We start from the raw sequence: 13,409 nt of genomic DNA on the forward strand, positions 1-13,409 counted from the left end.
TTGACTGAATGGTGGTGAAATACTTAGAAAATGGATTTCGGAAAATTTACCATCAAATCGCAAGAAGCCATTCAACGCGCACAGCAGATTGCCGTTGGGAATAACAACCAACAGATCGAAGGAGCGCACTTGTTGAAAGGAATGCTAGAGGTCGACGAAAATGTGACACCTTACTTGCTGAAGAAGTTGGATGTAAACCTTCCGATGTTTACAGCCATCCTCGACCGTGTTATTGATAGCTACTCGAAAGTAGAAGGCGGAAACCTTCAACTTTCGCGCACACTCAACCAGTCGCTCATTAAAGCGACCAATATGATCAAGGAGTTCAATGACGAATACGTTTCATTGGAACACCTGCTACTCGCCATTCTCGATAGTGGCGACCAAGCCTCACAGGTCTTGAAAGACCATGGGGTGACGAAGAAAAACCTCAAAGCAGCCATCATCGAGCTTCGCAAAGGAGACCGCGTGACCTCTGCTTCACAGGAAGACAATTACAACTCCCTCGAGAAATATGCCCGCAACCTGAATAGCCTTGTCCATGACGGCAAGCTAGATCCGGTGATCGGACGTGACGATGAAATTCGCCGCGTGCTGCAGATTTTGAGCCGACGAACGAAGAACAATCCAATTCTCATCGGAGAGCCGGGGGTAGGTAAAACCGCTATCGCGGAAGGGATCGCTCACCGTATCGTCGATGGTGACGTCCCAGAAAACCTGCAGTCGAAAGTCTTGTACTCCCTCGATATGGGTGCCCTCGTTGCCGGAGCGAAATACAAAGGCGAATTCGAAGAACGTCTCAAAAGTGTCGTTAAGGAAGTGCAGAACTCTGATGGAGAAGTCATCCTTTTCATTGATGAGATCCACACGCTGGTGGGTGCTGGAAAAGGAGAAGGCGCCATGGATGCGGCGAATATCCTCAAGCCTGCACTGGCCCGTGGTGAACTTCGTGCCATCGGTGCAACTACCCTCAATGAGTACCAGAAGTACTTTGAAAAGGACAAGGCGCTTGAGCGTCGCTTCCAGAAGATCGTCGTTGATGAGCCGGATCGTGATAGCGCGATTTCCATCCTCCGCGGTATCAAGGAGAAATACGAGAACCACCACAAGGTGCAGATCAAAGACGACGCAATCATCGCAGCGGTAGAGCTTTCGACGCGCTACATCTCTGATCGTTTCCTTCCAGATAAAGCCATTGACCTCATTGATGAGGCCGCTAGTAAACTGCGTATGGAGATTAATTCCAAGCCAGAAGCACTGGATGAGATTGATCGTCGCATCATGCAATTAGAGATTGAACGCGAAGCCATCAAGCGCGAGAACGACACCGCGAAGCTGGAAGAACTTGCCCGTGAATTGGCTGAGCTCAATGAAACCCGCGACGGACTGAAAGCGCGCTGGCAAGCCGAGAAAGACATTGTCGATCAAATCCAAAACGGAAAGAAAGACATTGAGCGATTGAAGCTAGAAGCAGAACGTGCTGAACGCGATGGAGACTATGGAAGAGTCGCTGAAATCCGCTACGGACAGCTCAAAGAAGCAGAACTACAGATTGAAGATGGTAAGGCGAAATTGGCAGAACTTCAATCGAACAGCAAGATGATCAAGGAGGAAGTCGATCCAGAAGAAATCGCTGATGTGGTGGCTAACTGGACAGGCATCCCGGTGACGCGTATGCTCGAAAGCGAACGCGAAAAACTGCTTCGACTCGAAGACGAACTCGCGAAACGCGTGGTAGGTCAGAACGAAGCCATCATCGCCGTTTCCGATGCAGTTCGTCGTTCAAGATCAGGTTTGGCCGATGAAAAGAAACCCATCGGAAGCTTCATCTTCTTAGGTACTACTGGAGTAGGAAAAACAGAGCTGGCAAAGGCCCTCAGCGAATTCCTCTTCAACGACGAAAACGCGATGACGCGTATCGACATGAGTGAGTACCAAGAACGCCACAGCGTAAGCCGCTTGGTTGGAGCCCCTCCAGGATACGTCGGTTATGATGAAGGCGGTCAACTCACGGAGGCTGTCCGACGCAAACCCTACAGCGTGGTGCTTCTCGATGAAATCGAAAAGGCCCACCCAGATGTCTTCAACGTCTTGTTGCAAGTGCTAGACGACGGACGATTGACAGACAACAAGGGACGCGTGGTGAATTTCAAGAACACCATCATCATTATGACCTCCAACGCGGGAAGCCACATCATTCAAGACAACTACGAGAAGATGGAGCCTGGTCAAGAGGCTATGACCTTCGAAATGACCAAGTCAGCCGTATACGACTTGCTCCGTCAATCGATTCGTCCTGAGTTCCTCAACCGCATCGACGAAACCATCATGTTCACTCCGCTCTCACGGAAGGAAATCGGTGGCATCGTCAAGCTACAACTCGCCCGCCTCAGCGATCGCCTCGAACGCGCAGGCATCGAAATGGTGGCCAGCAAAGACGCCATCGCCTACCTCGCCGAAGAAGGCTACGACCCTCAATTCGGCGCGCGTCCGGTCAAACGTGTGATCCAAAAATCAGTGCTGAACGAGCTCTCCAAAGCCATCCTCAGCAACTCGGTTGACAAAGAAGCACGCGTAGTACTAGATGTGTTCGACGGCCAGATTGTGTTTAGGCATGAGTTGGAGGAGGAAGAGGTTGTGGAGTTTATGTAAAACTTAAGGCCTAAGGCTTATGGCGTAAGGCTTATGGCGTAAGGCTTAAGTATGATAATATTTATTTAAGGGGCGCCTTTGGCGTCCCTTTTAATTGTCCTCTACTTGGTATGTATATGGAGGTAAAAGCTTGTGTCATTTTACTTCACGCGGAGAGCATTATGCATAATCTTAAGGCACATTCTTACATAAGCCTTACGCCATAAGCCATAAGCCTATTTAATAGGTACTTTGAACATCCACTGGTCTTCCAAAAACCCCTCAAGCTTATCATCAATAGCCACCGGCCCTACCCCTGCGGGTGTGCCTGTGAAGATGAGATCACCCATTTTGAGGGTCATGAATTGAGAGACATGAGCGATGATTTGATCAACACTGAAGATCATATCGCTGGTGTTTCCGACTTGGACTTTCTCACCGTTTTTTTCGAGGTGGAAATTGATGTCTTGGATTCCCTTGAATTGGTCTAGGGGAAGGAATTTACGTGAAACGACGGCGGAGCCATCAAAGGCTTTGGCCTTTTCCCATGGGTGCCCCTTCTCTTTGCATTTTTGTTGAACGTCGCGGGCGGTGAAGTCGATACCGAGTCCTACTTGATCGTAGTATTTGTGGGCGTGCTTTTCTTCGATGTACTTCCCTAGTCGGTTGATCTTCACAATCAACTCTACCTCAAAATGAAGGTCGTTCGTCCATTCAGGAATAAACAGCGGATTACGATTCGGTAAGATTGAACTATCCGGCTTACAAAAGAACATCGGTTCCGTAGGCACTTTGTTATTCAACTCCTTCGCGTGATCAGCGTAGTTTCTTCCAATGCAAATGATTTTCATAGGGGCAAAGGTAGGGAAACGGGCGCCTTCAACGTGGACCGATAGGGGCACGCATGCGTGCCCATAGCACAGTTAAGCCCTAACCCCACGGACGCCGGACGCCGGACGCCGGAGCAAAAGTAACTTCCCAGCCACAAGATCGTCTTACCCCTGAACTAACCCTCAACACCTCTCGAAAATGCTCGCCATCACCAAAACCAAATACGGCGGACCCGAAGTCTTATCTCTCTCTGAAGTGGAGAAACCTGTGCCGAAAGAAGATGAATTGCTGGTCAAAGTAGAAGGTAATTCTGTGAACCCGGCGGATTGGCATGTGATGCGCGGATCTCCGTTTTTTGCGCGTCTTTCGTTTGGCTTGTTTAAGCCGAAGAACAAAATCTTGGGAGCAGATTTCGCGGGTGTGGTTGAAGAAGTGGGCAGCAACGTTGAAGGTTTTGCAGTTGGTGATCATGTGTATGGAGAGTCTTTGCGTGGCGGGGCTTTCGCTGAATACCTAGCGGTGAAACCCGCGGCTTGTGCAAATTATGATTCCAGCATCTCAGCGGTATCCATGGCGTGTGTTCCGGTGGCGGGGTTGACGGCGTTTCAAGCAGTAGAAACTCATGGCAACGTAGTGATCGGAGAGCGTGTCCTCATCAACGGCGCTTCTGGCGGGGTGGGACATTTCGCAGTACAACTCGCGAAGTGGAAAGGAGCACATGTGACCGCAGTCTGTTCGAAGAAGAATGAATCGTTCGTCCGCAACCTTGGAGCGGATGACGTCATCCCTTACGATGAAATCGATATCCACTCCCACACGGATATCTACGACGTCGTATTCGACATCCATGGCAACCTCAGCTACAAAGACTTCAAACGCATGGGCAAACGCGGCGTCCTGGTCGGGTTCACAGGCATAGGCAACATGCTCAACGTCCTCATCAACAGCGGACTTCGAAAGTACCCCCTCGCCCAATTCACCGCAGAAGCCAACACTGAAGATTTGGAGATTCTAGCCCGCCTGATCAAAGATGAGGTGATTGAGCCGAAGGTGACTACGGTGTATGCTTTTGAGGAAATTCCTGAGGCTATTCGCGTGCTTGAGGAAATGAGAACTACGGGGAAAATAGGCGTAAGGCTTGGGGAGAGGCGTTAGTGGTTAGTGGTTCGTGGTTCGTGGTTCGTGGTTCGTGGTTCGTGGTTCGTGGTTCGTGGTTCGTGGAAATAATACTCGCTGCGCCTTTTCACATGAAAGAATCTTAGGGATTGGCCCATGGGCAATCCTCTCTGAACGGAATACTAGGTTAACTTGACTCCCCACATATCCCGGAGGGATTCAACCTCGTAACCCCAACGGACGCCGGATGCCGGACGCCGGAGCCCCCTACTCCTCATCCACCCGCGTAAACCGAATCCACCCCAACTTCACTTCTACCTCCGTCTTCGTGGTCTCTTGGGTGCTGTCTGCTTGTTCTTCTAGATTGAGTCGATCTGAGAGTTCGTCGACGAGTTTGCCGCCTAGGTAGCCCATGACGGGCCAGAAACCTTCGACTTTCTTTTTAGCCATGGGCTCTTCCTGCTTCGTAGAATCGGAAGCAGCTTGCTGCGCTTCGGCCGAAAAGGCCAAACCAACAAAAAGGCAGAGCATTAAAAAGAGTCGTTTCATGGCGTTCATCCGTAAGACGATCAATGTCGGGGAGAAGTTACTGCAAAATCAGTTTTATATTGAGCTCGTGAAAAGTGAAAAGAGATGTCTGAATTGTGACAGTCCGTTGGACGAGAAGTTCAAATTCTGTCCGGAGTGTGGGCAGGAGACGGAAGATACCGCTTCATCGATTGGCGGTTTTATCAAACATTTCTTGAATGATTATTTCACCTTCGACAGTAAAATTATTCGAAGCTTCACCCCTCTCCTCTTCAAACCAGGCTTTTTGACCGAAGAATTCTTTGAAGGACGACGAGTTCGCTACATCCCTCCATTGCGGATGTACATCTTTGTTTCGGTTGTCTTTTTCTTGGTGTTGTCGCTGTTGGGGGGAAGCCATGAGGCGATGCCAGATGAGGATCGTTTCTGGAATGATTTCTTCGGTTCGTTTTTGCCGAAAGTGTTCTTCGTTCTATTGCCGATGTTCGCTTTGATATTGTTTGGGCTCTACGCCCGAAGGAAGATCTCTTACGTGAAGCATTTTGTGTTTTCGCTGCACTTCCACGCCTTTTTGTTCATTCTAATTCTGGTTTATCTGTTGATTTCTGAAGTCTTCGAAAAACTAGAATTGATCATTGTCAATCAGATCTTATCGCCGCTTATCGGATTAAGCTTCTTAGGCTACCTCTTCATCGCGATGAAGCGTACCTATGATCAGACTTGGGGTAAGACCTTGTTGAAGTTCTTTCTACTATGTCTCGCCTACGGCGGAATCTTATTTATCGTCATTAGTTTCAGCTTATTGATCTTCCAGAGCCAAGGGAATTAGAATTTGTAAATTCGCAGCCCAACCAAACGCTATGGAGAAGATCAAGATCGGAATCATCCGTGAGGGGAAGGTGCCGCCAGACAAACGTGTGCCCCTTTCGCCGAAACAGTGTAAACAGGTCGTAGATACCTACCCAAATGTTGATCTCGTCGTTCAGCCGAGTCCTATCCGTAAGTACCAAGACCACGAATACGAAGCCCAAGGCATCACCCTCCAAGAAGATCTTTCTGATCGCGACATCCTGATCGGAGTCAAAGAAGTTCCGATCGACATGCTTATCCCAAGCAAGACCTACCTTTTCTTCTCCCACACCTTCAAGCTCCAACCATACAACGCCAAGTTACTTCGCGCTATCCTCGATAAGAAGATCCGCTTGATCGACTATGAGGTGATCAAAAACGCCGGTGGCAAACGCCTCATCGGTTTTGGTCGTTACGCCGGAGTGGTAGGATGCTACAACGGCTTTAGAACCTTCGGACTCAAGCACAACCTCTACAATCTCAAACCAGCGCACGAATGCGAAGACCGTGCAGAGATGGAAGGGGAATTGGCCAAGGTGAATCTCCCAGCCAACACTAAGATCGTCCTCACCGGTTTCGGTCGTGTTGGACATGGAGCACGTGAGATCATGAAGTTGGTTCCAGTCACAGAAGTTTCAAAAGAAGACTTCCTCACCAAAGAATTTGATGGCGCTGTATTCACGCACCTTGACACTGAATCATACAACGCCCGCATCTCAGATGGAGGCTTCGACAAATCAGAGTTTTACGGTGATCCTTCAGGATACAAAAGCACCTTCCCAACCTACGCCGCTGTAGCCGACATGTACATCGCATGTCACTACTACGCCGAAGGCGCTCCATTCCTCTACACCCGCGATGACATGAAAAACGCTAACTGGAACGTCAGCGTAGTCGCCGACATCAGCTGCGACATCGACGGCCCGGTTGCGAGCACCATCAAGCCATCCACCATCGCTGATCCGATCTACGGCTACGACCCAACCACAGAGTCAGAAGTAGACTTCCAACAAGAAGGAGCCATCGCCGTCATGGCGGTAGACAACCTCCCTTGCGAACTCCCAAAAGACGCCAGCGAAGACTTCGGAGACGAGCTCCTCAAGCACGTCCTTCCACTGTTGATCAACGGTGATCAAGATGATATCCTCCTAAGGGCAACAGAAACTACGCTTGACGGGGAACTTGCAGAGGACTATGCTTACTTGGAGGAGTACTCGAAATCTTAGTTAAGGGCACGCATGCGTGCCCCTAACACCTAAAAAACGCTCCGCGTTTATTGCGGTATAAACCGATACGTAATCGTCCCCGGACTCTTCTTGGGGGCTGAACTTTTCACAAAGAACTTTGACTTGAGGGCGCTTGAAACCGCCTCTGCTGGGATGCAGTCTCCGGTGAAGGAAGAGCGTGCGGGATCAATCTCGGCTTCGGTGACGTTGCCGTTGATGTCGACGTTAATTTTGATGACGACGACGCCTCCGCCTTTGCATTTGTAGCCGGGGATGTGGAGTTTTCGCACTTCACGTCCTGGTACGTTGACTTCTCCGGTGACGTTGCCGTTGTATGACTGACCGTAGTACTCGTACTTGTCGAGGTTGTCAGTATTGAGTTCGTCGGGGTTGCTTTCGCTAGGGTCTTCGTTGGGGTCGTCTGAACGACGTTCAGCGGCTGCTTCGAAAGTTTGATCGGCGAGGTCTTGGAGCTCCTGGTCTACCTCATCAGAGATGCGATTACGCTGTGATTCCGACATGTAGTTGCGACGTTCACTGCTCGATTCCGCGTTAGCGTCAGCCACGAGATTGGCAATATCTTGCTCAATACGCTCTGCCAGAATCTCTTCTAAAGTGCGTTCTTCAATCTCTTCCACCACCTCCATCATATCCATGGCGATGTATTCAGGAGCCGGATCAGTATTGCCTAAGGGAACATAGTTGAGCACCGCGAGAACCACGACGTGCAACAGCAGCGTGACAATGATAGCGATGTATGTAAACTGAGTTCCCTTCAATGATTAATCTTTCTCGATCGAGCCAGATCCACTATTTGAAGTTTCCACCTCTTGCGGATCTCCTTGGTATTGAACGCTACCACTGCCCGAAAGTTCTATCGAAAGCACATCAACTGCATGAACAGCTACATTTCCGCTGCCATCATTGCTCACTTCTACCTCATTCGCAGGCAATTCATAAGCATCAATGGAACCGCTTCCGTCATTTGAAATCTCCAATTCACGTGCCATTCCTAGAACGCGAATCGCACCAGAGCCATCATTGTCAATTTCTAAAAGATCTCCATTGAAGCTTAACATGATGTTTCCTGAACCGTCTTGCACCACCTTCAATTTCTTCGAACGAATGGCACCTTGCGACTCAATTGAACCGCTACCATCCGAAACGACTTTCGATAATGTTGGCGTGGTAATGTACACTTCCAACTCACGATCAGTGGAAATACACCCTTCCACATCAATAACCAAACGTCCGCTCTCTACTCGAGTAAGCAGGTACGGCAATAGGTTTTCTTGACAGCGAACAAACACCTTGGCTTGCTCACCTTCTCCTATTTGACGAATCTTAATGTCTGCTGAACAGCGGTTATCAATCACATCAAATGCGGCGACCACACGATCTTCATCAACCGTATCACCGGTTCCTTCAAGACAGTTCATACATCCCGTTAGGGCGATCAGTAACGTTAGGAATAGAATAGAGTGTTTCATGACACGAAAATAGCTTTTAACCTTGCTATCTAGACGAAAAGTAAGGCAGAAGTAACATTCATCTCCTGATTTCTTCAGTAGAAATTCAATTCTCCTTAACATTTATTCGGGCGCTTTCTTGCGCTAACGCGGAACCGAATAGTCCATTTTGCGTAACTTAGAGCAATTGATTCGAATAACCCGAAAGAAAAAACCGATGAAGAAACTGATTATGATCTTTTCGCTTGTAGCGTTCTTTGCAACAGCTGCAACAGCTCAGACAACTGCTAAAGACACTGACAACAAAGCGAAAACAGAAAAAGTAGAAAAGACTGCTGACAAGAAAGAATGCAGCGAAAAAGCATCATGCTCTGACAAGAAAGCAGACGGAAAGTCTTGCTGCCAGAAAGGTGCTAGCGCTAGCAAATCAGCTGAAAGCGCAAACGCTGGAAAGACAGAAGGAAAGAGCTGCTCTAAGAGCTGTTCAGATTCAGCGAAGAAAGACGGAAAGTCTTGCTGCTCAAAGTCTGAAGGTTCAGCTAACGCTGGAAAAGCAACAAAGACTGAAACACAAGCAGCTGCTCAAACAGAGCGCACAAAGCAAAAAGCGAAGGCTACTAAGTCTAACGCAAGCGGAATGTCAGGAAAGAAGTAATTCACTCCTTATATAATGAAAGCCCTCGCCTTTGGTGGGGGCTTTTTTTTTCCGGCGTCCGGCGTCCGGCATCCGTACTTTATGGCGAAATGGCGAAATGTATTCTAATCGTGCGACATGATCTGCGAATTAAATTCTAAAATTCCCATAAGATTAGGTGCATAAATGCACCGCTAAAGGACCATTCAATAGTTACGATCATTCTACTTTTTTAGAGATAGATCTGTCTCATGAAATCGGAATTCAGTGCGAAATGTAGCTATTCACCGCGATCCGCAATCCGCGTTCCTCAGACGCCGGACGCCGGACGCCGGATAAAAACTCCTACCCTTGAAGGAAACGTGCTTCCACCATCTCCGCTACCTGCTCCCCAATCGCCAACGATGCTGTGGCTGCTGGTGATGGTGCGTTCAAGACGTGAATGCTGTGGTCTGTGTACTCGATACGGAAATCGTCGCGGGTGTCTCCATCTTGGCGGAGGAGGAGTGCGCGGACACCTGCTCGACCGGGTTCGATGTCATCCATGGTGAGGGATGGGATGAGACGTTGCAGGGTTTGAAGAAAGAGTTTCTTCGAGAAAGCACGACGGTACTCGTCGATACCGAAGCGGACGTTATTCATGAATAGGCGCCATGTTCCTCCGTATGTGAGAGCGTCTACAGTATCATTTAAGTCGAAATCTGTTTTGCCGTAGCCTTCGCGTTTGAAGGTGAAGACAGCGTTTGGTCCACATTCGATATCGCCATTGACCATGCGAGTGAAGTGTACCCCAAGGAATGGGAAATCAGGGTTGGGAACCGGGTAGATCAAGTGACGCACTTTGTGCTTCGCCTGTTCTGTCAACTCGTAGTAATCTCCTCGGAAGCCAACGATTTTCTCTTTTAGCTTGACGCCATCTTTCTTTGCGAGACGGTCTGCTTGAAGTCCGCCACAGAAAACGAGGTACTTTGCGCGGTAAGTGTCTTTGTTAGTCTTGACAATCGTCTCATCACCTACGCGTTCGAATGAGGTAGCTTCTTCGCCGAGTTTCACTTCGGTCTTGGCTTGCTTTGCTTTCGCTACCTCCGCCATCTTTTCAGTCGCTCCGCGGAAATCAATGATCCCCGTGCATCCCACGTGGATACCTCCGATCGATTCGCAGAACGGTTCAATTTCCTTCACCTCTTCTGCCGTCACGCGCACCATGTCTTCGATGTCGTTCTCTTTCCCGTGGCGCATGATTTTCTCAAGGTGCGGAAGTTCTTTTTCGTCGGTTGCGGCAATGATCTTTCCACACACGTCGTGACGTACGTTGTACTCTTGAGCGAACTTAACCAGTTCACGACGCCCCTTGACACAGTTGATCGCTTTGTTCGATCCAGGGTTGTAGTAAATACCTGAGTGGATCACCCCACTGTTGTTACCAGTTTGATGATTCGCCAAGGCGTTCTCCTTTTCGAGGAGGAGGATGCTCAGGTTCGGATTGCGTTCTTGAAGTTTGTAGAGAGTGGCCGCGCCAACAATACCTCCACCGACAACGATAATGTCAAAGACTCTTTCCAAGGGAAATAATTTTTGCGCAAAGTTAATGCAGACTGAGTTATTGTAAGTCAAATGGAATCAAACTACCTTGTGCTGCAATGAGTGAGCGAAAAAACGCCGGAATTCAAAAAGCCTGGGCTTTCTATGACTGGGCGAATAGCACCTACGCTTTGGTCATCTCAACGGCCATTTTCCCGATCTTCTACAATGCGAAGACAACCGCTGATGATGGAAGCACCATGGTGGAATTCTTCGGCGCTAGCTTCGTAAACACCGAACTCTATTCATACGTGATTGCCGCATCACTGATCATGGTAATCATCTTAAGTCCAATGCTGAGTGGTATCGCAGACGTGACGGGAAGGAAAAAACTCTTCCTTCAACTTTTCTGCTACATCGGATCATTGGGCTGTGCTGGACTCTACTTCTTCGATACCGCGCATCTCGAGTGGAGCATGCTGGGCGCCTTTTTAGCAAGCCTAGGGTATTGGAATAGCATTGTCTTCTACAACGCCTATCTCCCTGAGATTGCCGCGCCTGAAGATCAAGATAAACTCAGCGCCAAAGGCTTTGTCTGGGGGTATGTAGGTAGTGTTCTCCTTCTGGTTATTAACCTCGTGATGATCATGGTCATCAGCGATGACCTTACCCCTTGGGCCTTCATTATGGTGGCCGTTTGGTGGGCTGGTTTCGCACAAATCACCTTCCGTAAACTTCCGCGCAGCAGCAGACAGAACGCTCCGCGACAAGCCATCTGGACCAAAGGATTCAAAGAGCTACGTTCCGTATGGAATCAAATGCAAGGCATGACGCGCTTAAAGCGTTACCTCCTCGCCTTCTTCGTCTTTAGTATGGCGGTGCAAACCATCATGCTCATGGCGCAGTTCTTCGGCATGAAAGAGGTCTTTGTGATCTCTGACCCATCAGGTGTCGGACATGGAGTATTCCCTCCACTCGTGCAGTCTTCAGTTGGATTGGAAACGGCGCAGTTGATCATTGCGATTATCCTCGTACAGTTGATTGCTATTCCAGGTGCATGGCTTTTCGCCCGTGGTTCTGCTTCCCTTGGAAACATCAACATGTTGATCATCGCATTGATGAGTTGGATTGCCGTATGTATCTTCGCCTTTGTGGTAGTAGATACGCCGAATGAGTTCTTCTTCGCGGCAGGATGGATTGGATTTATGATGGGAGGAACGCAGGCACTCAGTCGAAGTACCTACTCAAAGTTGCTGCCGGAAACGGAAGACCATACTTCCTTCTTCAGCTTCTATGACGTAGTAGAGAAAATTGGGATTGTGATCGGTATGTTCTCCTTTGGGTACATTGAAGGAATCACGGGTTCTATGAGAAACTCAGTACTCTCGTTGATCGTGTTCTTTACGATCGGTCTACTCCTTCTCTTGTGGATTCCTCGTCAAGGTGGATTCACACCTCAATCTTCGACGAGCACGTAATTTCTTCGCAAGACGGCGAAGTCCACTCGTCGGTTTTGAGCTCTTCCTTCCGCGGTATCATTGTCAGCCGCCGGATCATCACTTCCGTACCATTCTAGCTGGAGACGCACCGGGTCAATGCCTAAGTACTTCAGGTAATTCATCACCGCACGCGCTCGGTGCTCACTGAGCTTCACGTTATGTCCTTCACGACCGATGACGTCGGTATGTCCGTTCACACGAACAATCATGTACTTGTTGCGACGCAGCATGGCTGACGTCTCTTCCAGCTTCACTTTGGCTTCCTCTGTAAGGGTTGAATCATCAAAGGCGAAGTAGACGGTTTCTAGGCTGATCTCCGTCATTTCCTCCAATTGGAGAGGTGGATCATGCACTTCACCACGGATCTTATCGTTGACGCAGCTGCATTCCTCTCGGGTCTTCACGGAATAAACATTCACCTCATCAACGTAGATATAGGCCCAATTACTTGATTCATCTGCGCCTTCTAGAGCTGTGCGCTTGAGCTTGTTGATTTGCTTATCACTCTTAAAGTTTCCAATGGTCAAGTACTGCTCCCCTCCTTTCGCGGTGAATGTATCTGAGAGTTTCACCCATTGATCTGTGTAATCCACAATGTGCAAACGTGGGTTGACCATTTGTCCGTCAGCTTCGATAAGCTTTTGTCCTTGTCCGCGAACGGCACTTTGGGTGAAGTAGGCTCCGATGCCGTCGGTGACATACAACGCGAGGTCTCCCGTGCTTACCCAAAATTCCACACACACCATTTCACCGGCGCCTAGTTTGCGGGTGAGTTTGGTTTGAATGTACTCGCGGTAATTTCTTTTTGTGGAAGTGTAAGTAACAAGACCGGCGTAGGCGTCCCCTTCGAATGCTGGCTGAGAACCTGCAATATTCTTTGGAACTCCAGCCTTGTTGGTGTTGCACAAATCAAAGTGATCAGGTGTAGCCTCTGAAGGTTGTTTCCAGCCTTCGAGGGTTTTGAGGCTCGTGGTGTTGTAGCTCGTCGGACAATACTTCTTCTCCTCGAATCCGCCATTACGGACCAAGTTTTGAGCAGAGATGCCTTCGGCGATAGCCAGCAACAGAAAGAAAGTGATCAACTTGTGCATTGCGTGTGAAGGTC

The 13,409-nt window shown here is 49.0% G+C and carries 12 protein-coding genes; 6 read left to right on the forward strand and 6 right to left on the reverse strand.

All coding sequences use genetic code 11. The annotated features are described in order from the left end of the window. Nucleotides 1-30 precede the first annotated feature (30 nt). Nucleotides 31-2,652 (forward strand): ATP-dependent chaperone ClpB, encoded by a 2,622-nt coding sequence (gene clpB, locus RA156_RS09945; protein WP_306639821.1) that lies wholly within the window; start codon nt 31-33, stop codon nt 2,650-2,652. Nucleotides 2,653-2,867: 215 nt separating this feature from the next. Here the strand turns inward: clpB and RA156_RS09950 are convergent, their stop codons facing one another. Then, nucleotides 2,868-3,482 (reverse strand): fumarylacetoacetate hydrolase family protein, encoded by a 615-nt coding sequence (locus RA156_RS09950; RefSeq protein ID WP_306639822.1) that lies wholly within the window; start codon nt 3,480-3,482, stop codon nt 2,868-2,870. A 178-nt stretch (nt 3,483-3,660) separates the two neighbouring features. Here RA156_RS09950 and RA156_RS09955 point away from each other — a divergent pair, with 178 nt between their 5' ends. Next, nucleotides 3,661-4,617, forward strand: coding sequence for an NAD(P)-dependent alcohol dehydrogenase (locus RA156_RS09955; protein ID WP_306639823.1), 957 nt, complete (start codon nt 3,661-3,663; stop codon nt 4,615-4,617). A gap of 228 nt (nt 4,618-4,845) precedes the next feature. Here the strand turns inward: RA156_RS09955 and RA156_RS09960 are convergent, their stop codons facing one another. Next, complete coding sequence (locus RA156_RS09960; RefSeq protein ID WP_306639825.1) at nt 4,846-5,127, reverse strand: hypothetical protein; 282 nt, start codon at nt 5,125-5,127, stop codon at nt 4,846-4,848. A gap of 67 nt (nt 5,128-5,194) precedes the next feature. Here RA156_RS09960 and RA156_RS09965 point away from each other — a divergent pair, with 67 nt between their 5' ends. After that, entirely contained in the window at nt 5,195-5,935 is a 741-nt protein-coding gene (locus tag RA156_RS09965) for a DUF3667 domain-containing protein (protein ID WP_306639827.1), read from the forward strand. Between the two features lie 31 nt (nt 5,936-5,966). Then, nucleotides 5,967-7,181 (forward strand): NAD(P)-dependent oxidoreductase, encoded by a 1,215-nt coding sequence (locus tag RA156_RS09970; RefSeq protein ID WP_306639828.1) that lies wholly within the window; start codon nt 5,967-5,969, stop codon nt 7,179-7,181. Nucleotides 7,182-7,228: 47 nt separating this feature from the next. Here RA156_RS09970 and RA156_RS09975 read toward each other — a convergent pair whose 3' ends face one another. Both RA156_RS09975 and RA156_RS09980 read right to left on the reverse strand, forming a co-directional pair. Then, nucleotides 7,229-7,960: a hypothetical protein gene (locus RA156_RS09975; RefSeq protein WP_306639829.1), complete on the reverse strand. Its 732-nt coding sequence runs from the start codon at nt 7,958-7,960 to the stop codon at nt 7,229-7,231. A 3-nt stretch (nt 7,961-7,963) separates the two neighbouring features. Further along, entirely contained in the window at nt 7,964-8,671 is a 708-nt protein-coding gene (locus RA156_RS09980; RefSeq protein ID WP_306639831.1) for a head GIN domain-containing protein, read from the reverse strand. Between the two features lie 196 nt (nt 8,672-8,867). Between RA156_RS09980 and RA156_RS09985 the strand changes: the two genes are divergently transcribed. Beyond that, on the forward strand, nt 8,868-9,305 hold the full coding sequence (locus RA156_RS09985; protein ID WP_306639833.1) for a hypothetical protein: 438 nt from the start codon (nt 8,868-8,870) through the stop codon (nt 9,303-9,305). A gap of 324 nt (nt 9,306-9,629) precedes the next feature. Here the strand turns inward: RA156_RS09985 and lhgO are convergent, their stop codons facing one another. Continuing rightward, nucleotides 9,630-10,847, reverse strand: a complete 1,218-nt coding sequence (gene lhgO, locus RA156_RS09990) for an L-2-hydroxyglutarate oxidase (protein ID WP_306639835.1) — start codon at nt 10,845-10,847, stop codon at nt 9,630-9,632. A 77-nt stretch (nt 10,848-10,924) separates the two neighbouring features. Here lhgO and RA156_RS09995 point away from each other — a divergent pair, with 77 nt between their 5' ends. Then, nucleotides 10,925-12,283, forward strand: a complete 1,359-nt coding sequence (locus tag RA156_RS09995) for an MFS transporter (RefSeq protein WP_306639838.1) — start codon at nt 10,925-10,927, stop codon at nt 12,281-12,283. On the opposite strand, the gene RA156_RS10000 is transcribed toward RA156_RS09995, so the two are convergent. Beyond that, nucleotides 12,262-13,395, reverse strand: coding sequence for an OmpA family protein (locus RA156_RS10000; RefSeq protein ID WP_306639840.1), 1,134 nt, complete (start codon nt 13,393-13,395; stop codon nt 12,262-12,264). The two genes, RA156_RS09995 and RA156_RS10000, sit on opposite strands and share 22 nt — an antisense overlap. Between the last annotated feature and the right edge of the window lie 14 nt (nt 13,396-13,409).

The sequence above is a fragment of the Sanyastnella coralliicola genome (genome assembly GCF_030845195.1).
Taxonomy (GTDB): Bacteria; Bacteroidota; Bacteroidia; order Flavobacteriales_D; family Sanyastnellaceae; genus Sanyastnella; species Sanyastnella coralliicola.